This is a genomic window from Parasediminibacterium schistidii (assembly GCF_046546515.1).
Classification (GTDB): domain Bacteria; phylum Bacteroidota; class Bacteroidia; order Chitinophagales; family Chitinophagaceae; genus Parasediminibacterium.
Window position 1 is genome coordinate 38,789 of the sequence record NZ_JBKHKJ010000011.1, and the last position, 21,979, is coordinate 60,767.

Annotated in this window: 19 protein-coding genes; 11 read left to right on the top strand and 8 right to left on the bottom strand. The window is 40.4% G+C overall.

Annotated elements, in window-relative coordinates:
- Positions 1-82 precede the first annotated feature (82 nt).
- Complete coding sequence (locus ACHFIY_RS08130; protein ID WP_410845580.1) at positions 83-1,450, top strand: ethanolamine ammonia-lyase subunit EutB; 1,368 nt, start codon at positions 83-85, stop codon at positions 1,448-1,450.
- A gap of 22 nt (positions 1,451-1,472) precedes the next feature.
- On the opposite strand, the gene ACHFIY_RS08135 is transcribed toward ACHFIY_RS08130, so the two are convergent.
- The gene (locus tag ACHFIY_RS08135; protein ID WP_410845581.1) at positions 1,473-1,838 is read right to left on the bottom strand and encodes a hypothetical protein; all 366 of its coding nucleotides are present in this window, start codon (positions 1,836-1,838) and stop codon (positions 1,473-1,475) included.
- Positions 1,839-2,172: 334 nt separating this feature from the next.
- Positions 2,173-2,724 carry an NUDIX hydrolase gene (locus ACHFIY_RS08140; protein ID WP_410845582.1) on the bottom strand — a complete coding sequence of 184 codons (552 nt, stop codon included), beginning with the start codon at positions 2,722-2,724 and terminating at the stop codon, positions 2,173-2,175.
- 148 nt (positions 2,725-2,872) lie between these two features.
- Between ACHFIY_RS08140 and ACHFIY_RS08145 the strand changes: the two genes are divergently transcribed.
- From ACHFIY_RS08145 to ACHFIY_RS08155, 3 genes are all read left to right on the top strand, one after another.
- On the top strand, positions 2,873-3,094 hold the full coding sequence (locus ACHFIY_RS08145) for a hypothetical protein (protein WP_410845583.1): 222 nt from the start codon (positions 2,873-2,875) through the stop codon (positions 3,092-3,094).
- A 218-nt stretch (positions 3,095-3,312) separates the two neighbouring features.
- A complete protein-coding gene (locus ACHFIY_RS08150; protein WP_410845661.1) occupies positions 3,313-3,450 on the top strand; it encodes a four helix bundle suffix domain-containing protein in 138 nt (45 codons plus the stop codon).
- A 293-nt stretch (positions 3,451-3,743) separates the two neighbouring features.
- Complete coding sequence (locus tag ACHFIY_RS08155) at positions 3,744-4,904, top strand: glycosyltransferase (RefSeq protein WP_410845584.1); 1,161 nt, start codon at positions 3,744-3,746, stop codon at positions 4,902-4,904.
- On the opposite strand, the gene ACHFIY_RS08160 is transcribed toward ACHFIY_RS08155, so the two are convergent.
- Positions 4,901-5,566: an NAD(P)H-binding protein gene (locus tag ACHFIY_RS08160; protein WP_410845585.1), complete on the bottom strand. Its 666-nt coding sequence runs from the start codon at positions 5,564-5,566 to the stop codon at positions 4,901-4,903. The genes ACHFIY_RS08155 and ACHFIY_RS08160 overlap by 4 nt on opposite strands.
- Positions 5,567-5,590: 24 nt before the next feature.
- Between ACHFIY_RS08160 and murB the strand changes: the two genes are divergently transcribed.
- The 5 genes from murB to rsmG all read left to right on the top strand — a co-directional run bounded on the left by murB (position 5,591) and on the right by rsmG (position 10,146).
- Positions 5,591-6,616 carry a UDP-N-acetylmuramate dehydrogenase gene (gene murB, locus ACHFIY_RS08165; protein WP_410845586.1) on the top strand — a complete coding sequence of 342 codons (1,026 nt, stop codon included), beginning with the start codon at positions 5,591-5,593 and terminating at the stop codon, positions 6,614-6,616.
- A gap of 372 nt (positions 6,617-6,988) precedes the next feature.
- Positions 6,989-7,486 carry a shikimate kinase gene (locus ACHFIY_RS08170; RefSeq protein ID WP_410845587.1) on the top strand — a complete coding sequence of 166 codons (498 nt, stop codon included), beginning with the start codon at positions 6,989-6,991 and terminating at the stop codon, positions 7,484-7,486.
- Positions 7,487-7,790: 304 nt separating this feature from the next.
- Complete coding sequence (locus ACHFIY_RS08175; RefSeq protein WP_410845588.1) at positions 7,791-8,189, top strand: DUF423 domain-containing protein; 399 nt, start codon at positions 7,791-7,793, stop codon at positions 8,187-8,189.
- A gap of 151 nt (positions 8,190-8,340) precedes the next feature.
- Complete coding sequence (locus tag ACHFIY_RS08180; RefSeq protein ID WP_410845589.1) at positions 8,341-9,468, top strand: glycosyltransferase; 1,128 nt, start codon at positions 8,341-8,343, stop codon at positions 9,466-9,468.
- A 51-nt stretch (positions 9,469-9,519) separates the two neighbouring features.
- A complete protein-coding gene (gene rsmG / locus ACHFIY_RS08185) occupies positions 9,520-10,146 on the top strand; it encodes a 16S rRNA (guanine(527)-N(7))-methyltransferase RsmG (RefSeq protein WP_410845590.1) in 627 nt (208 codons plus the stop codon).
- A gap of 3 nt (positions 10,147-10,149) precedes the next feature.
- Here the strand turns inward: rsmG and ACHFIY_RS08190 are convergent, their stop codons facing one another.
- From ACHFIY_RS08190 to ACHFIY_RS08200, 3 genes are all read right to left on the bottom strand, one after another.
- On the bottom strand, positions 10,150-10,638 hold the full coding sequence (locus ACHFIY_RS08190) for a hypothetical protein (protein WP_410845591.1): 489 nt from the start codon (positions 10,636-10,638) through the stop codon (positions 10,150-10,152).
- A 184-nt stretch (positions 10,639-10,822) separates the two neighbouring features.
- Positions 10,823-11,761 (bottom strand): alpha/beta hydrolase, encoded by a 939-nt coding sequence (locus ACHFIY_RS08195; RefSeq protein WP_410845592.1) that lies wholly within the window; start codon positions 11,759-11,761, stop codon positions 10,823-10,825.
- Between the two features lie 64 nt (positions 11,762-11,825).
- Entirely contained in the window at positions 11,826-13,751 is a 1,926-nt protein-coding gene (locus ACHFIY_RS08200; RefSeq protein WP_410845593.1) for a S9 family peptidase, read from the bottom strand.
- Between the two features lie 360 nt (positions 13,752-14,111).
- On the opposite strand from ACHFIY_RS08200, the gene ACHFIY_RS08205 reads away from it, so the two are divergent.
- Positions 14,112-15,164 (top strand): nucleoid-associated protein, encoded by a 1,053-nt coding sequence (locus ACHFIY_RS08205; RefSeq protein WP_410845594.1) that lies wholly within the window; start codon positions 14,112-14,114, stop codon positions 15,162-15,164.
- Between the two features lie 125 nt (positions 15,165-15,289).
- Here ACHFIY_RS08205 and ACHFIY_RS08210 read toward each other — a convergent pair whose 3' ends face one another.
- Both ACHFIY_RS08210 and ACHFIY_RS08215 read right to left on the bottom strand, forming a co-directional pair.
- Positions 15,290-16,126, bottom strand: coding sequence for a hypothetical protein (locus ACHFIY_RS08210; RefSeq protein WP_410845595.1), 837 nt, complete (start codon positions 16,124-16,126; stop codon positions 15,290-15,292).
- Between the two features lie 370 nt (positions 16,127-16,496).
- Positions 16,497-16,652, bottom strand: a complete 156-nt coding sequence (locus ACHFIY_RS08215) for a hypothetical protein (RefSeq protein WP_410845596.1) — start codon at positions 16,650-16,652, stop codon at positions 16,497-16,499.
- 883 nt (positions 16,653-17,535) lie between these two features.
- On the opposite strand from ACHFIY_RS08215, the gene rpoC reads away from it, so the two are divergent.
- Complete coding sequence (gene rpoC / locus ACHFIY_RS08220; protein ID WP_410845597.1) at positions 17,536-21,819, top strand: DNA-directed RNA polymerase subunit beta'; 4,284 nt, start codon at positions 17,536-17,538, stop codon at positions 21,817-21,819.
- Positions 21,820-21,979: the final 160 nt, after the last annotated feature.

The following is a 21,979-nucleotide window of genomic DNA, read 5'->3' on the forward strand; positions in this document are numbered from 1 at the left end:
TGCTACTTTGAGCTTTCTAGCCTTAGTGGCAAAAAGCTGTTCCAATTCAAAATTTAAAACTCAAAATTCAAAATAGTAAATAGTGCAGTTTACCGTAAACAATCACACATATCATTTCAAAGACTTGAAAGACTTGCTGGCAAAAGCCAGCCCTTTCCGCAGTGGCGATGCTTTGGCAGGCGTGGCGGCCACTACTTATGAGCAGCGGGTGGCGGCGCAAATGGTTTTGGCAGATTTGCCATTGAAAACTTTTTTAAACGAAGTGCTCGTTCCTTACGAGGAAGATGAGGTAACGAGATTGATTATTGACAGCCACGACAGTAATGCTTTTGCACCCATCAGCCATTTTACGGTAGGGCAATTGCGGGATTGGTTGCTAAGCGATATGGCAGATACTATCACCCTTCAGCAAATAGCCCCGGGACTAACCCCAGAAATGGTGGCCGCTGTAAGCAAAATGATGCGCAACCAAGATTTGATAATAGTGGCACAAAAATGCGAAGTGGTAACCAAATTCCGAAATACCATTGGTTTAAAAGGCAGATTCTCTACCCGCTTGCAGCCCAACCACCCTACTGACGATGCCAAAGGCATTGCCGCCAGCATTGTGGATGGCTTGATGTATGGTAGCGGCGATGCGGTAATAGGCATTAACCCCGCATCCGACAGCCCAGCTGCGGTGGCCAAATTATTGTATATGCTGGACGATTTGCGTGTAAAATACGAAATCCCTATGCAGTCTTGTGTGTTGACGCATGTAACCACATCTATGCAATTGATACAAGAAAATGTACCTGTCGATTTGGTGTTTCAATCCATCGGTGGCACGGAAAAAACCAATAGCAGTTTCGGGATTAATTTGAATATGTTGCAGGAAGCCTACGAGGCAGGCCTAAGCTTGCAGCGTGGCAGTTTGGGCAACAACCTGATGTATTTTGAAACCGGACAAGGCAGCAGCCTTTCGGCCAATGCACACCACGGTATAGACCAACAAACCTGCGAAGCAAGGGCTTACGCAGTGGCTAGGAAATTCAATCCATTGCTCGTGAATTCTGTCGTGGGGTTTATTGGCCCTGAATATTTATTTGATGGAAAGCAAATTATCCGTGCTGCTTTAGAAGACCATTGCTGCGCTAAATTGTTGGGCTTGCCTATGGGCGTAGATATTTGCTACACCAACCACGCCGAAGCCGACCAAGACGATATGGACAACCTATTGGTATTGTTAGGCACAGCAGGATGCAATTTTATAATGGGCATTCCCGGTGCCGATGATATTATGCTCAACTATCAATCTACCTCTTTCCACGATGCTTTGTTCCTAAGGAAACTCCTAGGCCTTCGCCCCGCCCCTGAATTTGAGCAATGGCTGCTGAAGCAAGGGATTATGGATGAGGATGGAAAACAATTGCCAAAAGGATATGCATTGATAGAGGGATGGATGGGGTAAGTGGGGGTTAAAATTGATTTATCTAATCATTTCTTAAAATACCATATTCAATGCCAACCGATTTGAAAAAGTTTTTTAACATCCTCATTTTTTCATCGCACATTTGACCTAAAGATATTTTTGGCGAACTTTCTTTTGTATTACTGCACTCAAAGCAAACTTCTACATAGGCAAATACTTTACCTTTTGTATCTAAAAATAAAATTGCATTTCTTGGGTTATGGCAAAGGGGGATGCTGCCAACATGTATAGGTCCGGCGTAACCATAGTTATAAAGTATATCTGTTAACTTATCCACTTGGTGAAAGGTTATTGGTTTTATCTCAATCAATTTAGAATAACAAACGGTGTCATTTAAACGTGGTAAGCTATCAGTATAGCCTGCCATGTCGTGCCATTTTGAAGTATCCACGCCTCCTTTAAAGGAAACGAGTTGTATTTGCGTAGCTAGGTTAAATGGATAATGTTTAAGCCGAAGCGTTAAAGAGGTATTTGTTTTTTTAACACAGTGATGGTTTCTGCTCTCGGCTTTCATTTCTTTCTCCGTAGGTACTCCTTGTGGGGTTGTTTCCCAAAAATGTTTTTGCCCAAATAGAAAATTGCTAAAAAAAAGAAATGCAATAAGAATAATTTGTCGTCTCATTTAGCTTTTAAAATTAAAATGACAGTTTTTATATTATGCTATTGTCAAGTCTATTTGAAAACTTGAACTCTAAATATACTCATAATTTTCTTGTTTCGTTCCTCTCCAACAACTTCCTCCCAAACCTACTCATCGAATCATCAGTAAACTCAACTATCTCTGCAATGTCAATCCATTTAAAACCAGATAGTTCTATTGGCTCATCGGTTAAAGTAAAAAGAAAACGGAAATCATAGTGAAAATGTGCGGCTTCGGTTTTTCGGGCGGGTATTAAATGGATGTCAAAATCAAAAACCTTTTCCGAAACCAAGCTTACCTGATGCGCCAATAATCCTGTTTCTTCCAGCAATTCTCGCAAAGCCGCTTGCTGGATAGAACTGTCTATCCCGGCTTCCACATGCCCGCCAGGCTGCAGCCACCGTTGTAATTTTTCGTGCCATAGCAATAATATTTTTGTAGCATCACTATTGGTAAGCACAGCAGAGGCAGTGATATGCCCAAGCGGGTTATTCCTATCAAAATAATCCTCTGTTTGCAAAAGGTAACACCGCATCTGGTTTACAAAACCTGCTTCCACTGCATCAAAAGGGGTGATGGTTTCTATTAGCTGTAATAGCTCCGTTTTATTCATTGATGTTTGTTTAACTGAAAATCTGCCTTAAAAGAAATAAAAGATTGTATTATTTTGCATGAGCTTTTTGGGGACATTTAGGACTTGGATGACCTTTGTCGCTGGTGTCCCAAAAGTCCCCAAAAGAATACAAACTAAAAAAATACCCATGGAAAACGACAGCAGCAACAACAACAAAGGTTTTATCCCTCCGCACGGTGGCTATCGCAATTTACTAACTTTCCAAAAGTCGGAGATTATTTACGACGGCACCGTTTATTTTACAAACCACTTTTTCCAAAAATACGACACGACTATCGGCCAAATGGTGCAGGCAACCCGCTCGGGCAAACAAAATATTGCGGAAGCCAGCATGGCATCTGCCACGTAAAAGAAACAGAAATAAAACTAACCAATGTTGCCCGTGCCAGCTTGGAGGAACTACTAATTGACTATGAAGATTTTTTAAGGACCAATAAATTAAATAAATGGGAAAGGGACAACCGCCATTCTTTACGATTCAGCGAATTAAACAAAACACCCAATGCCAATTACTAAACTTTTAAACGAGCAATAGAAAATACTGATCCGGAAATATGTTCCAACGTGATGATTTGCCTAATAAAAGTAACTACCTACCTTTTGGCACAACAAATGAAATCGCTGGAACAGGCATTTATTAATGAAGGAGGATTAAGGGAAAGAATGACCAAGGCAAGAATTGATACAAGAACTGGAAAGGCATAGCTAGGATAATACATAAAACAAAATGAAATTTCATTTCTAAATCCTTGTTTCATTTGTAATAATTCTTTTGTAATAATTTTATTTATTACTAAAATATTATGACAAATTTGTAATAAAAAAATTGTCATAATTTATTTTATTGCAAAATAATTATTGCAATTTCAATAGCAATAATTTTGTTGCTACGGCAGATGTTGTATTTTATATTGCAAAACCACAGTTTTTTTGGAAACCACCCCGAATTGGTTTTAATTCGTGCAGTCCGTTTTTCATTTGAATAATAAGGGTTTTAGATGCTACAAGTATTATGGCTGGCGAGTTGGTACCCAAACAGGTACGACCAATACAATGGGGATTTTATTCAACGCCACGCCATGGCTGTTGCACCTTTTTGTAGGCTGCATGTTATTCACCTGCAATTGGTGCCTGCAACCTGGCAGCAGCAATTGTGCGTTGTAGAAAATGTAGATCAGGACTTTTTTACAGAAACGATTATTTACCTTCGGCAATCGGATGCCATCGCTCCGCTAAATAAAATCATAGACCAATACAACTATAACCGATTTTTTACAAAAGCAGTAAAAAGGTGTCTTTTGCAGCAGCAGCCAGCCATGGTACATGTGCATGTGCCAGTGAAGGCGGGCAGCATTGGCCTTTGGTTAAAAAGAAAATTAAAACTGCCCATGCTGGTAACGGAGCATTGGAGCATTTACAACGATAATGCCCCAGACAAATATGCCACACGTAGCCTTTGGTTTAAATATGTAACGCGGCAAGTGTTCCGCCAAGCAGATGTTTTTTTGCCCGTGAGCAAAAATCTAGGCGAAGCTGTAAATAAATTGGTGCTGCCAACATCATACACTGTACTGTTTAATGTGGTAGATACTCGGTTATTTTGTTACCAGCCTTATGAAGCCGAGGGCTTGTTTTGGTTTGCCCATGTGTCTATGCTCACCGAGCAAAAAAATCCCAAAGGGCTGCTAAGGGCTTTTGCAGCGGCGATTCAACAAAACAAAGCCCTCCGCCTCCGCATGATTGGCAATCCCTTGCCAGCATTGATAGCTTATATAAAGGAATTGGGCATTCAACATTTTGTGGTGTTTACAGGCATTGTAAACCAATCAGACGTGGCCAGTTTATTGCGGCAAAGCCAGGCATTGGTACTGTTTAGTTTTTACGAGAACATGCCCTGCGTTATTGCCGAGGCGCAATGTTGCGGCCTGCCTGTAATAGCCACAATGGTAGGGGGCATTGCCGAGATTGTAAACGATGCAAATGGCATTTTAATAGAACCTGCTGATGAAGCAGCCTGTACCAAGGCTATGTTGCAAATGGCAGTTGAAAATAAATACAAAAGAAAAGCCATTGCTGAAAAAGCAGTTGGGTTGTTTAGTTATGAAGTAATAGGGGCAAAATTAAATGGGATATATGAGGGGCTAGATAAAACATCTTAGTAAACCCCCATCATCTCATCATAATAATAAACCTTTACTCCCTGCTCTCCTTTTTTTGCAGCAGCAACCATTGCGCCCGCAACATCATTGGCATCAATGGCTTTGTATTTTCGCCAATTGCCTATTAGTAGAGCCGATACAGCCTTGAAAACAAATTTCCCAATCCCTTCTACCAATCTTACTTCATTTCTTACGCCTAATAAAAACGAAGGTCTGAATACATGAAAGCTCCCGAACCCAATGGTTGTAATGGCTTCTTCCACTTCGCCTTTTAATTTCAGGTAAAACCCTTTTGCCTTTGCATCTGCACCCACGGAAGATACCAATAGGTATTGTGTAAAGCCCGCTGCTTTTGCCAGTTGTGCAGCATGTACGGGAATGTCAAAATCTATCTTTCTATAAGCTACTTTATCGCCTTTCATTTTTTTCTGGGTGGTGCCAATACAGCAAAAAAGGCAATCGCCTTTGCCCAGTTTCAGGGCAAAGTCTTCTAGATTGTTAAAGTCTACTACCTGCACTTCTAATTTGGGGTTTTGGCTGGCAAGCGGCCTTCTTACCAATACCCTCACCACATCAAAAGCAGCATCGCTCAACAATTTTTCCATCAACCTGCTGCCTATCAACCCAGTGGCGCCAACTATTACTGCTGTTTGTTTCTTCATATTGCGTTATTTTGCCTCATGCAAATGCAGCAAAATACTTCTTTAAAACCATATAATACATTTGGCATTGATGCCACTGCCCAATACTTTGCTAGTTTTAGCCGTGTGGAGGAGCTGGGAACCCTATTGGAATACCGCAACAACTTGTCCGTTGGCGGGATGCAAGCCCCCCTTTTAGTGTTGGGCGGCGGCAGCAATATTCTATTCACCAAAAATGTGGCAGGCCTAGTTTTAAAAAATGAATTAAAGGGTATTGAATTAATAAAAGAAGATGCAGACTATTATTATATAAAAGCGGCAGCAGGGGAAGTATGGCACGACTTGGTGATGTATTGCGTGGAAAATAATTATGCTGGCCTTGAAAACCTAAGCCTGATACCAGGTAATGTGGGTGCAAGCCCCATACAAAACATCGGGGCTTATGGCGTTGAAATAAAAGATGTGTTTTACCAATTAGAGGCATACCATATACAGCACCATGCAATAGATATTTTTGGGAAAGATGATTGCTCTTTCGGCTATAGGGAAAGTATTTTTAAACAAGAACTAAAGGGGCAATATATTATAGTAAGCGTTACTTTCCGCCTACCGAAAAAGCCTGTCTTAAATATTAGTTACGGGGCAATAAAGGAGGAATTGGAAAATATGAAGGTGCAGGATGTTTCTATCAAAAATATTTCACAAGCAGTTATCAATATCCGCAGCAGTAAATTGCCAGACCCTAAACAAATAGGCAATGCGGGCAGTTTTTTTAAAAATCCCACGGTTTCTAAATTTCGAAGGCATGTTATAGTAGAAGAATTTCCCAAATTGGTGTCGTATCAGGTAGATGAAATGTATTATAAATTGGCTGCTGGCTGGCTGATAGAGCAATGCGGCTGGAAAGGGTATAGAAAAGGGGATGCAGGCTGCCACGAAAAACAAGCTTTGGTACTGGTAAACTATGGCGGGGCAAAGGGGGAGGAGATTATTGCATTATCGCAAGAAATCATCGCATCGGTAGAAAAGAAATTTGGCGTGGTACTGGAAAGGGAAGTTAATGTGGTGTGAGGAGGCAAAGAGGCAATAAGGAAGGAGGCAAAGAGTTTTTTACCACAAAGGACACAAGGAATAGGAAACACAAGGTACACAAGGCGATAGACATAAAAAAAAGGCACAAGAAGTATGCGCAATCTCTAATATATTAATATATGGCGGGGTTTCCGCATAGCCTTGTTTCTTTTTGCCCCTCTTTTCGCTGCCCCCTTTAGGGGGATGAGGGGGCGGGGGTTGGGGGCAGTGTAACGTAATAAATAAATATTGGGTATTTTCACCTTGTGTACTTTGTGTAAATTCTTTGTGTGCCTTGTGGTTAAATTTTTCCTTTTTGCATAGCATAACTTTGCCGCCTTTGCGGTTAAACAATTAATTACAATAAGATTCATGAGGATATTCCTAATAGGCATGATGGGCAGCGGCAAAAGTTATTGCGCCAAGCTGTTGGCTAAGAAATTAAAGACCAGCCACTACGACCTTGACAACCTAATAGAGCTGGCGGAAGAAAAAACAATTGCCGAGATTTTTGAAGAGGATGGCGAGCCTTATTTCCGCCAAAAAGAAGCAGAGATACTCCGCTGGTTTGCCGAGAAGAAGGTTTTTGTAGCGGCAACTGGCGGCGGCACGCCTTGTTTCCATGATAACATGAAATGGATGAACCAAAACGGTATTACTGTTTGGCTAAATGAGCCTGTGGCAGTGCTTGTAAACAGGCTAAAAGCAGAAAAAGCGCACCGCCCGCTCATAAAAGACCTAAGCGATGACGAACTGTATGCCTTTTTAGAAAATAAATTGGCAGAACGTAGGCCATTTTACGAAACAGCCACGCATATAATAGAATACTCGTCTATGAAGGAAAAAGATTTCTTGAAGCTGTTTATTTAACCACAAGGCACACAAGGGAAAGGAAACACAAGGTACACAAAAACAATAGGCATATTAAGCTACAATGAATTTGCACAATCTCGAAAAACCGCTGAGTTTCCGCATAGCCTTGTGCTTATTTGCCCCCTTTAGGGAGTTGGGGGCAGAGCAACGTAATACCTATATTTTGCGTATTTCACCTAGTGTTCTTTGTGTAAATCCTTTGTGAACCTTGTGGTAAAATTTCTTTTGTTTTGCGCAAGCAAATTCAAAATAAAGAAGCCCCAACTCAAAATTTAAAATTCAACATTCAAAATAATTCACGATGCACAAAGGTTATATTAAAACGGCTGCTTTCCTCGGGGCTTTGTCAGTAATGCTAGGGGCTTTTGCAGCGCATGGGCTAAAGCAAATTGCCACTGAGCAAACAGTTGCCATTTTTGAAACAGGTGTACGCTATCAGTTTTACCATGTGTTTGCTTTGGCATTGGCTGCGCTGCTGTACAAAACCTATCCCAATAAGTTAATTAGCGCCTCTGGCATTTTGTTTATGCTGGGTATAGGGTTCTTTAGTGGCTCTCTTTATGCGCTTACTTACAAAACAATTTATAATATTAATGCGTTGGATGGCGTGGTGTTTTTAACACCCATCGGCGGTGTTTTTTTTATAGCGGGCTGGTTATGCCTGTCTTTGGGGATAAAAGACGCCATCATAAAAGAATAATTTCTTATTGTGCAAAAGTTGCAGTTTGTATCGTAAAACAGGGTGCTTAGCAGGAACGGCATGTAGTGTAAACCATATTATATAGCTGCAAAAAATATACAACTTACCCACCAAAGCCCCCAGCTTTTGTTATAAACACTACTTTTGTAGGATGCAGTTAGATTTTCATCAGATTGGTCTCATCGGTTTTGTCATTTTTTGCTTGGTTGCTGCTATCCAAGTATTTTACTATGTTTTTTTGTTCAGGCGGCTGGCAGTTTACCAAGCACCACCACCTTCAAATAACCACAAGGAGCCAGTATCAGTCATTATCTGTGCAAGGGACGAAGCAGATAATTTGGTAAACAACCTGCCAGGCATATTGGTGCAGGAATACCCTGACAAGCACGAGATTATTGTGGTGAATGACAATTCTACCGACCAGAGCAAGTATATTATCGAAGAATTTATGAAGGCTTTTGACACCTTGCAGCATTTGCAATTAAAGCAAGAGGCCAAGATGATAATTGGTAAGAAGTTCCCTTTGTCAATGGGCATTAAAACGGCCAAGCATGAAGTGCTATTGCTGACCGATGCTGATTGTGTGCCTGCTTCCGAGCATTGGGTAAAACAATTCCAAGATGCTTATAGAGATGGGATAGAAATTGTTTTGGGCTATGGGGCATACCATAAAAAAGAGGGCGTCCTAAACAAAATTATCCGTTTCGAGACCTTTCATTCTGCCATGCAATATTTTTCTTATGCCCTAGCGGGGATACCCTATATGGGCGTGGGCAGAAACCTAAGTTATAAAAGGGACGTGTTCATGCGGAACAAAGGTTTTTCGTCTATTAATATGATACCCAGCGGTGACGATGATTTGTTTATTAATAGGGTAGCAACCAAAAGCAATACTGCCATTTTAATAGACCCTGCCTCGCATACGCTTAGCGAAGCAAAAGCTACTTGGAGCGACTGGTTGAAACAAAAGTACCGCCATTATACCACTACCAAGTATTACCAGCCCAAGCATAAGCTTTGGCTAGGTTTGTATTCTGTTAGTTTTGGGTTGTTGTACCCACTTGCTTTTTTATCTGCTATTTTCTTTTCTTGGTGGATGGCATTGGTTGTATTAGCATTTCGTTGGTTAGTACAGGCTTTTGTTTATTATGGCGGCATGAAAAAGCTGAATGAGTTTGACTTGTTCCCGTTTTTTATATTGTTCGATATATGGATGTTCTTTTATTACATCGTAGCCGTGCCTTCGCTATGGAGAAAGCCCAAAAGGACGTGGAACTAATTGATAGTTGACAATTGACAATTCATAACTCATAATTCATAATTCCCTCGGATGGATATTTTATACAAATATTTTGCAGATTTCACGCCTATACAAATTGCACAGCTAGAGGCATTGGAGGGCTTGTACAAGGAATGGAACGAGAAAATAAATGTTGTTTCCCGCAAGGATATTGACCATATTTACACGCACCATGTGTTGCATAGCCTTAGCATAGCTACCATTGCTGGCTTTCAGCCAGGCATGGAAGTAATAGATATTGGCTGCGGCGGCGGCTTCCCCGGCGTGCCATTGGCTATCTTTTTTCCCGAAGTGAAATTCCATTTGGTAGATAGCATTGGCAAAAAACTAAAAGTGGTAGAAGCTGTTGCCGAAGGTGCAGGCATTAAAAACATAACCACTCAGCACACCCGTGCCGAGGAAATTAAAAGCCGAAAGTTCCATTTTGCTGTAAGCCGAGCAGTCGCGCCATTAAAAGAATTGTGGCAATGGTCTGCACCCTTACTACGGAAGGGTAGTTCCGCCACTATACCCAATGGTCTTATCTGCCTGAAAGGCGGCGACCTGCACCAAGAAATTGCGGATAGCCCCACCCGGCCAAGGCTACAACCTATCCATGATATATTCCAAGAGGAGTATTTTTTGGAGAAGTTTATTTTATATGTGGAGAAGCCCTAGTGCCTAGATAGCAATTTTATATTTTTTTAACATATCACAAAGTATATCAAAATCTTGGGTTTGATATGAATCTATGTCTATTTCATTGTTGTTGTCTAATTGCAAAAGGATTCTTGTTCCTTCATAGACTGTTATTATCCCACTTCTTGTAGAGGTTTTTATAATTTGTGGTGATGCATTGATTTTATTTATTTTGGTAAAAGGAATTTCAATTTTGGACATTAAAAGTGGGTACTTGATTTGTAAACCATCTTTGTCAAGTATTATAGTTTTTATTTTGAAAACATAAAAGTTGCACATAGCAAAACAAAGAATAAAAAACAATTCAATACTATAGAAAATTATAAAACTAGCTACACCAGTTATTTCTTTTCGTGTTGTATATAAAGAATAAGATAGCGTTCCAAATAATAATATACCAGCAATTAAAATGATAATGCCTCTTATTGTTGGTCTAAATATATAGGGTGTATTAATTGAGCTTATTTCCATAAATCTAGTATACATCATTATGTTTAAAAAAGCCATTGGTGCATAGCGAACGGCTTTTTGTGTATAGGTTAAAAATGTGTTTGTTGTAGCAGCATGTGGGGAAAAGATTAAAAATCCTGCTTATTGCTCACGCAGGATGCGCTTCACTAACATCCCGCCCAGCGAAAAAATAAGAATAGATGGTTCACTGATTTAAAAAGGCTGAGACATCTTCTATCCAATCTTGCTTATACTTAATTAGATAATCTTCATGTCCAGCAAGTGGATATGTTTTAAGTATTTTTTTACCTAGTAAATTTGAGTAGATATTTTCAATTTCCGCTCTGCTTACTTTGTCATCTTGCTCCCCATAAAGCAAAAGGGTTGGACATGTTATTTTATTGGCATAATTAATAGGGTTATGTCCAAAAGCCCAAAAGCCATTTTGAATGCCTCCCCAAAAAACTAAAAGCCCCGCCATAGGGAAAATAGGCACCCTCATTGTCCTAAATCTAGCACAAGTTGTTTGATACATTGAACCAAAAGGGCATTCGATAATAATACCTTTTGGCTTTATTGAATAATCATTAATTGATTTCATAATGGCTACTGCCCCTAGTGAAGTGCCAAATAAATAAATATTATTTTCGCCTGTTTTTTTCAAATAGTCAAAACAAGTTTTCACTTCTTCGGCTTCCTTAAATCCTATGGTAGTTTGATTGCCTTCTGAGCCACCACTGCCCATAAAATCTACTAGCAGCGTACTATAGCCTTGTTTGATAAATTCATTAGATTTCCCAATCAATGAAGACTTATTCCCACCATAACCATGAAATAAAATAATAGTTCCTTTTGAATTTTCGGTTTGTATATGCCAGCATTCAATAACCTTATTACTTTGTAAATTAAACGTATTGAATGCCTCTTTAGGCAATATGCCATTTACGGGTCTTGGGTTATCAATACCAAAAAGTAATGTTTGTATTTTTTTGATAGTCGAAAGTCTTTCAACTTTTGTTTTAATCACTTTTTCATCTGTGTAATGGGTAAACTTATAAGCGTGAAAAAAAGCAATCAAGTTCATAAAAGCAAAAATCATTACAAATGACCAAAGTATGCTCTTTACTAATTTCCTAACTTTCATCCTTTCTAAAGTTTAATCCTTCAACTTCTTGTTAAACTAGAAATAATAAGTATTTTTAGTTATATTACTTCTCCCCAATCGCTGGCATTGTTTCCTCTAACCATTTGTAAAACTCCCTTTGCCAAACTTGTGCGTTTTGGGCACTTAGTACCCAATGGTTTTCTTCCGGCAGGTACAGGAATTTGCTTTTGATGCCTTTTAGCTGTGCAGCTTGAAAAGCTTGCTGACCTTGTTCTATAGATACACGGAAATCTTTACCGCCTTGCACAATCATGATAGGCGTGTTCCATTTTTCTACAAAATTGCTGGGGCTTTGGCTGAAAGAGCGTTGGGCTACAGGGTTATTTTTCTCCCAATAAGCACCACCTTTTTCCCAGTTTTCAAAAAACAATTCATCGGTAGTGCCGTACATGCTCCTAAAATCGAAGATGCCATCGTGTGCGATAAATGTTTTAAAACGGCCCTGATGCAATCCTTCCAAGGCAAACACGGAGAAGCCGCCAAAACTTGCCCCCACGCAACCACGACGGTTAGTGTCTACAAATTTTTCTTTGCTCACCGCATCTATGGCGCTTAAATAGTCACGCATTACTTGCCCGCCCCAATCCTTGCTTACTTCTTCGTTCCATTTGGTGCCAAAACCTGGCATGCCACGGCGACATGGTGCTACAATAATATATCCTTGCGAAGCCATCAATTGCATGTTCCAACGGAAAGAATAAAATTGTGTCAACGCTACTTGCGGGCCACCTTGGCAATACAAGAGTGTAGGATATTTTTTACTAGAATCAAAGCCTGGTGGGTAAATTACCCAAACCAACATTTTTTTATGGTCGGTTGTGGTTACAAACTTGCGTTCTGTTTTGCAGAGGCCGAGTGTTTTATAGGTGCCATCGTTTATATGGGTCAATTGTTTCATGGCCCCTGTGGCTATGTTTAAAGTGTATAATTCGGCAGCATGGTTCATATCTGTGCGACTTACTACTAATGTGTCGCCGCTTTGCCCTACCACGCCTGTAATGTCAAAGTCGCCTTTGGTTATCTGCCTGATTACGGGCAACATTTTAGTAAGGCCCGGATATACTACAGAAAATAATTGTATCGTTCCATTGATAGGTGCCCAAAAGAAAATTGTTTTTCCATCGTCTGCCCATTTAAAACCTTCCACATGAATTTCATCCCTGCTTCTGGTGAGGTTCATAGAAGTAGTGCCGTTTGAAACCACTAAATCTTGCTTGTCACTCTCATAGCCATCCCTTTTCATTTGCAGCCAGGCTAACTCACCTTTGCTGTTATAGGCTGGAGCAATATCGTAGCCTTTGTTGCTTTCCGTCAAGTTTTTTGTTTTGCCTGTGGAAATATCATACTCGTACAAATCGGTATTGGTGCTTACCGCATAATTTGTCCCGAAAGATTTTTTGGTTACGTATAAAACATGTTTGCTATCGGGGTTCCAAATAAAATCTTCGCCACCGCCGGAAGGTTTTTGTGGGCAGTCAAAAGGTTCGTTGGGCATAATGTCTTTCAAATCTGCCGGGCGGCCGTTTACATGGTTGGCCAAAAAAACATGGCTAAACTTTCCATCTTCCCAAGTATCCCAATGGCGGTAATTGAGCGACGTATAAACATAGGCATTTGCCTTTGGCAAATCTGGGTACAAATCTGTAGCGTTTACTTTTTTTACCAACGTATCCTCACTGGTCAACATATATTGCCCATCTGGTGAAACTTTATCGTTGGGCAACAATGTATCTGCTTCTTCTACTTCTGTGGGTTTGCCCCCTTCAATTGGGATGGTAAAATATTTAGTCCTGCTGCTATTGGCATCTATATCGGGCTTGGTAACGGCGAATACAATTTTCTTTTTGTCTTTTGTAATGCCCATGCCACCAACCCTGCCCAATTTCCAGAGCAATTCGGGTGTCATTTTGTTTTGCGCGGTAACGGAACTGGCAAGACCTATGGCTACAACAAGCAGCAAATTTTTCATATTATCCTTATTAAAATCGTTGAAATACTAATTAAGGGCAAAATAGCAATATTCAATGGATTTTCGAGAAATGTTTGTTGTAAGGGCCTTAACCACAAGGGACACAAGGAATAGTAAACACAAAGTACACAAAGGAAATAGGCGTTTGTAGTACACAAAGTATTTCTGAAACCTTAATAATAGGAGAGTGCCGCATGTCTTTGTGTTCTAAAGAGCAACGTTTATTTTGGTTTAACTAAGTTTTAAAAATTTACTTAAAATCTTTGTGCCCTTTGTGTAAATTCCTTGTGCTCCTTGTGGTTAAAGTAAATCCCCAAAAACTTTTGCACTTTAATCCATTCCCTGCCTTTCTTTGCAGGTATGATTACGTATGTTGAAGCAAGCCTTGATAAAATTTCTATCCATAAAATTGGCAACCAAGCCCAAAGTGAACCCTGCCATTTTTCCAATGCAGAAGTAACGCTGGACGATGAATTGGTAAACCAATTCTTGAAGCAGTTTTTCCTGAACCCTTTTGAAAAAAGTGTGGAAACCTACCAGTTTTATCATTCTTCAGATAATTTGGAACTGAATGAAATGTATCATTTTGCAACAACAGTTTTTGATGATCCCACAAGTTTCCACGAAACAAGCATACAAATTGCCAAACATTTGTACGAAGTATCGTCCCATCCCAAAATAAAATCGGGAGAGTTGTATGTGGGCTATTTTAAACAATTGCAAATTGATGGCGAATTGTTGGATGCCATTGGTTTGTTTAAATCGGAAACAAAAGAAACTTACCTGAAAGTATATCCGCAGCAATCTAATTTCCAAGTTAGTTACGAGCAGGAAGCTATCAATATTAAAAAGCTGGACAAGGGCTGTATCATTTTCAACACGAACAAGGAAGAAGGTTTTAAAATAGCGGTGATAGACCAAACCAATAAAAGCACCGAGGCTTTGTATTGGGTAGATGAATTTTTACGGTTGAAAGTGCGCAACGATAATTTTAGTCAAACCAAAAACACCCTAGGTATTTATAAAAACTTTGTAACCCAGCAAATGGAAAGCGAATTTGCCGTTTCCAAAACCGACCAGATAGATTTGCTGAACCGCTCCATGAAATATTTTAAGGAGAAGGATGAATTTGATTTGGACGAATTTGCCCGTGAAGTAATAGACAATACCCAAGCCATAGAATCTTTCAAAACCTACAAAAGCAACTACGAAGAAGAATTTGATACCGTTGTACCAGACTCATTCGCTATCTCCAACACAGCCGTAAAAAAACAGGCAAGGGTTTTTAAAAGCGTTTTAAAACTGGATAAAAATTTCCATATCTATATCCACGGCAATACGGAATTAATAGAACAGGGCGTTGATGAAAAAGGAAGGAAGTTTTATAAGATTTTTTATGATAATGAGATGTAGGGGGAGGATTTTAATGTCGCTCCTTGCCCCCCATATTTAGGAATTTTTTATATTCGGTTACTTAACGTTTCGGCAATGCCAAATTTATAGAAATAGCCACTCGAAGTTTCTTTTGGGCAATAAAGCTAGTTCCCCCCAATTGGTATTTCTTCCCAAACTTGGTGCTCAGGGCTATTCCTGAACATTTCGTACCAAGACCAGTAGGTGGTTGTCCAACCAATACACCAACTAGTAAGCTGGTCTATACAATTCAATTTTGAAAGCTCCCCACGGGGGTTCAGCATAACGCTATTTCCAAATGCTCCGTTTGCTTTTCGTTCCATTTCGCCGCTGCGCATCACGTTTTCCCCATCATGATACATGTCCCATGCCCCAAAAAGATGCAGCATTTCATGGATAATGGCACTGCCGGGCGTTAGCTGCGTTTCAGAAATCTTCTTGTATAAAACAGCCCCTTCCACAAACCATTCTGAACCTAGCGGTGTGGACTTGGAGGCTGGCTGGGCGTAGCTGCGCCCTTGTTTATTAGCAAAAACAAGCACCACTAAGTTGTCAGCCCCGTATTGCGTTTTTAAAGAATCATACCATTGGTAAATATTGCCTATCCCTGTAGAATGCAATGCATATGATGCCCATAAGGTTTTTATTTTTTTTATCTCGCGGATAGTAGTGCCGCTTTGAATTTTTGGCACTTCAATATCTTTCTCCAAGCCTAAGTTTACCTGCTGGAATGAAGGCACAGGCTGGCGCCAATTTACGGCTTGTGCTTTTAGCCATGCCAAGCCAGCCGTTTCTTTGGCTATAACCAAATCTTTCTCTTCTTTCTGCCAAGGCGTAGTTGGCTCCGAAACAAAACAATTCACAACAACCGTTTTCCCTTTGCAAACCACTGCACTGCCATAAGGGGCATTGATATTTGTTTCTGCATCTTGCGCAAAACAATGAGTACATGCGATGAGCAAAGAAAACAGGAGGAAGGCTAGTTGCTTAATGAAATATTGATTTGGGGTAAGTTATTTTCGCAATGTTTGGCGGCCTACCAATTATTACGAATTTATTAAATAATATTGCGGCCGATGAGACATCGACTGCTAGGAGTTTCAATTGCCACTCAATGCATAATCTCTACAACCTGCACAATATAACAAGCAACAAATGCTATTTTACAACCTCCATTACCTTAGATAACCAGTTGTTTGCCCATTGTTATCTTTTGCAGTGAGCTGTATATGTATTTGCCAACTACCAACCCGAGGTCATTTATGTGTAAAACTGCTTGGTGCGCCCTTGGTTGTTGAGTGCCTTGTTGTGCCGTTTTTACCAACCTGCCATCTATTGTATATAAGGACAATCTAAAAGTAGCTTGCTACCTAAATCGGTATAAGTGCCTATACTAACCGAGGCATTTGCAGCCCCATAATAGAACTGTGCCTTGGCAAAAGTGAATACAAAAAAGCAAAAAGCAGCTAGTAATAAATTTTTCTTCATCTTGGTGAGTTATTTTGATAAATGTATAAGCAATATTAGTAAAAAAATGATGTATTAGTTGTTTGGTGCATAAAAGTTTTTCGCTTGGGCTGCCTTTTTTAATTTGTACTGAAAAGTGCCCTAATTTATAAAAACCTTATCTTTGTTGTATAAATGCACTTGATACAAAGCATTTACAAAGCTAGTGCCAAAGCATCAGAATCGTAGGTCTTTTTTTACTAATATTAAAATAGTAGTTTCTAAAAATTTGGGTATTATAATTCCTTATCAATAAATTATCACTTTATAATCATAAAATGATTAGTTTACTATCAGTTTCTTATCAATAAATAATTAATAAATGATAGTAAATTATCATAAAATAACACGTTTTTTCTGCTAAAAATTCGCTAATATTATTGATAATCAATCCTTTACAAAAATTGCGAGGATTTTTAAAAAAAATCAGAAACGGCATAAAAGGCCTAAAATTGGCAAAACTGAAACTATTTTAATAAAACCCAAAGCAAAAGTAATAGTATAAAAATTGTATAAATGTCCTCGTTTTACCCTCTCCCTGCTTGCCCCCTTTCCCGTGCAAGAGTTTGTCTCTACCTTTCTGGATAAGTGGGGCTGGATGGTAGCAGGGTTGGGCTAGGGTGAATTTTTACTAAAAAAGCTAAAAACTTTTATGCACACGTTGTTTTTTGTTGCATAATTCCAATTATACCGACTAAAACTGTAATTCCATGTCCCCAATACGAAATATTTTAATCCTAACAAAATTTTACTTTTTATTTTCAAGTTTCATCCCGTACCTTTGCCGACCTAATCATTTTTGGGAGTAGTGTGCGTTTGTGCTATTGCCCAAAATATATTCAGCAAAAAAATTGCAATTTTAGATATGGCTATTAAAAGAGACAATCGTCCCAAATCAACTTTTTCTCAAATCACCATTAGCCTGGCATCTCCCGACAGCATCTTAGAAAGAAGCTTTGGCGAGGTATTGAAACCAGAAACCATCAACTACAGGACGTATAAGCCTGAGCGTGATGGGCTTTTTTGTGAGCGTATTTTTGGCCCAGTAAAGGACTACGAATGTGCGTGCGGCAAATACAAGCGTATCCGGTACAAGGGTATTGTTTGCGACCGTTGCGGCGTGGAGGTTACGGAGAAAAAAGTGCGCCGTGAGCGTTTGGGGCATATCAAGCTGGTAGTGCCTGTGGTGCATATCTGGTATTTTAAAAGCCTTCCAAATAAAATTGGCTACCTGCTAGGCATGAGTTCTAAGAAATTGGAAAGCATTGTTTACTACGAAAGATACGTGGTATTGCAAGGTGGCGTAAAAGAAAGTTTGTCCCCGGGCGACTTGCTTACTGAAGAAGAATATTTAGATATATTAGATACTCTACCAAAAGACAACCAGTTTTTGCCTGACGAAGACCCACAGAAATTTATTTCTAAAATGGGGGCAGAAGCGGTGCAAGGCTTATTGGAAAGGTTAGACCTAGACGAGCTTAGCTTCTCGTTGCGTAATGCAGCAGCCAACGAAACATCTCAACAACGTAAAGCAGATGCCTTGAAGCGTTTGAGCGTTGTGGAAGGTTTCCGTGACAGTGCCGACCGTATTGCCAATCGACCTGAGTGGATGGTAATGCAATACATCCCGGTTATACCTCCAGAATTGCGCCCATTGGTGCCTTTGGATGGTGGCCGTTTTGCATCATCTGATTTGAACGATTTATACCGCCGTGTTATTATCCGTAATAACCGTTTGAAGCGTTTGTTGGAAATTAAAGCCCCCGAAGTAATCTTGCGTAATGAAAAACGTATGTTGCAAGAGGCTATCGATAGCTTGTTTGATAACAGCCGTAAGTCTAATGCTGTAAAAGCAGAAGGCGGGCGTGCCTTGAAATCATTAAGCGATGTGCTGAAAGGCAAGCAAGGTCGTTTCCGTCAGAATTTGTTGGGTAAACGTGTTGATTACTCAGGTCGTTCTGTAATTGTGGTAGGGCCAGAACTGAAAATGCACGAGTGTGGGTTGCCAAAAGATATGGCTGCCGAGCTTTTCAAACCATTCGTTATTAGGAAACTGATAGAAAGGGGCATTGTAAAAACCGTAAAGTCTGCCAAGAAATTAGTAGACAGGAAAGAAAATGTTATCTGGGATATTCTTGAAAATATATTGAAAGGTCATCCTATCTTATTGAATAGAGCCCCTACATTGCACCGTTTGTCTATCCAATCTTTCCAACCTAAGTTGGTAGAAGGTAAGGCAATCCAATTGCACCCATTGGTTACTGCATCTTTCAATGCGGATTTCGATGGTGACCAAATGGCGGTTCACGTTCCTTTGAGCAATGCTGCTATTTTGGAAGCACAGCTATTAATGTTGTCTTCCCACAATATCCTTAACCCGCAGAATGGAACGCCTATCACCCTTCCTTCACAGGACATGGTACTCGGCTTGTATTACATTACCAAGGGTAAAGTATCAACGCCAGAAGAGCCTATCAAAGGCGGCGGCATGACCTTCTACAGCATTGAAGAAGCAATCATTGCTTACAATGAAGGCGTAGTTGATTTGCACGCAAACATTAAAGTAAGGACAAACGTTCGTGAAAAAGGCGTTTTGGTGCGTAAAATAGTAGACACAACTTTAGGTAGGGTTTTGTTCAACCAGTTTGTACCTGCGGAAGTAGGTTATGTAAACCAACTGTTGACTAAAAAGAGCTTGAGGGAAATTATTGGTAACATCATCAAGATTACCAATGTACCTAAAACAGCCCAGTTCTTGGACGAGATTAAAACACTCGGTTTCCGCATGGCCTTCCGTGGTGGTTTGAGCTTCAGTGTTAATGACCTGATTGTTCCTGAAATGAAATTCCAATTATTGGAAAACGCCAAAGTAGAAGTAGAAGAGGTTTGGGAAAGCTACAACATGGGCTTGATTACCAATAACGAGCGTTACAATCAGGTTATTGATATTTGGGGTCGTGTGGATATGCGCATTACCGAAACCCTTATCAGGGAAATGGCAACCGACAAGCAAGGCTTCAACTCTGTTTACATGATGCTTGACAGTGGTGCCCGTGGTAGCAAAACACAAGTAAAACAGTTGGTAGGTATCCGGGGGTTGATGGCCAAGCCTCGTAAAAGCGGCAGCAGCGGCAGCGAGGTAATTGAAAACCCTATCTTGTCAAACTTTAAAAGTGGCCTGAATGTATTGGACTATTTTATCTCTACCCACGGTGCGAGAAAAGGTTTGGCGGATACGGCTTTGAAAACAGCAGATGCAGGTTACTTGACCCGTCGTTTGGTGGATGTAGCTCAAGACGTAGTAATTGCAGAAGAAGATTGTGGTACACTTCGTGGTATTGCCATCACTGCTTTGAAAGACAATGAGGACATCATCGAGCCAATTTCCGATAGGATTGAAGGCCGTACTTCATTGCACGATGTATTGGATCCAATTTCAAATGAAGTTATTTGTGTTGCAGGCGTAGAAATAAGCCACGACACAGCAGTAGCAATAGAAGAAGCTGGTATAGAAACTGTAGAAATACGTTCTGTATTGACTTGCGAAGCAAAAAGAGGTGTTTGCGTAAGGTGCTATGGTAAAAACTTGGCAACAGGTTATTTGGCTCAGCGTGGTGATGCAGTAGGTATTATTGCTGCACAATCCATCGGTGAACCGGGTACACAGCTTACCCTCCGTACTTTCCACGTGGGTGGTGTGGCTGGTAGTGCATCTATTGAAAGTTCATTGAACGCTAAGTTTGATGGTACTATCCAATTTGATGGCTTGCGTACAGTAACTGCCCTTAACAACGAAGGCAATAAAGTACAAGTAGTAATAGGCCGTACGGGTGAGGTAAGGATAATGGACGTGAAAAACGACCGTTTGTTGATTACCAACAACGTTCCTTATGGTTCTACACTACAAGTAAAAGATGGCCACCAGATTACCAAGGGCGAAGTGATTTGTACTTGGGATCCGTTCAACAACGTAATCGTTGCAGAACAAGCGGGTACTATCAGGTTCGATGCGGTATTGGATGGTATTACCTTCCGTGAGGAAAGTGACGAGCAAACTGGCCACCGAGAAAAAGTGGTAATAGAAACAAAAGATAAAACCAAAATCCCTACTATCATTGTTGATGGAAAAGATTCTAAGCACTATAACTTACCTGTTGGTAGCCACATTGCGATAGAAGAAGGGGAGGAAGTAAAAGCAGGGCAGATATTGGTAAAAATACCTCGTGTACTTGGTAAGCTTCGTGATATCACGGGTGGTCTTCCAAGGGTAACCGAGTTGTTTGAAGCAAGGAACCCTGGTAACCCAGCTACTGTTTGCGAAATTGATGGCGTGGTAACGTTTGGTAACATCAAGCGCGGTAACCGTGAAATTTCTGTAGAAAGCAAGGATGGTGTTATCAAGAAATACTTGGTGCCATTGTCTCGTCAAATCTTGGTACAAGATGCCGATTTCGTAAAAGCAGGTGCGCCATTGTCTGACGGGCAAATTGCCCCGGCTGATATATTGAGCATTAAAGGCCCGTTTGCCGTACAGGAATACGTTGTAAATGAAATACAGGAAGTATATCGTTTGCAAGGTGTAAAAATCAACGACAAGCACGTTGAAGTGATTGTACGCCAAATGATGAAGAAAGTAGAAATTGTTGAAGCTGGCGATACCAAATTCTTAGAGGAGGATTTAGAAGATAAATTCGACTTTATAGATGAAAACGACCGTATTTTTGATAAGAAGGTAGTAACTATACCGGGCGAAAGCACAAGATTCAGGGCTGGCCAAATTATCACGGTGCGTGAATTGAGGGAAGAAAACTCTATCCTCCGCAGGGCAGACAAGAAACTGGTTGAAATACGCGATGCAAGGCCCGCCACGGCTCAACCAGTGTTGCTAGGTATCACTAAGGCATCTCTAGGCGTGCAAAGCTGGATTTCAGCCGCATCGTTCCAGGAAACAACCAAGGTACTTAGCACCGCCGCCATCCAAGGCAAGGCAGACTTTATGCTAGGCCTGAAAGAAAACGTAATCACCGGTCACCTCATACCAGCCGGTACAGGTATGCGTGAGTTCGACAACATCATTGTAGGCAGCAAGGAAGAATACGACTTGTTGGCCGCCACCCGTGAGTTGATGACTTTTGATGAAGACGAGTGATTAAATGGTTAGTTTAGATATATTGAAAAAGGCCGCTTCGTGAGAATGCGGCCTTTTTTGGTATAGATGGAAGAATTATGTCTAAATACTGCTGACGAATAGAACAATTCGAATGGCACAAGCGGCACGCTTGCGCCAGCAAGAGAACAAAGCGAATACC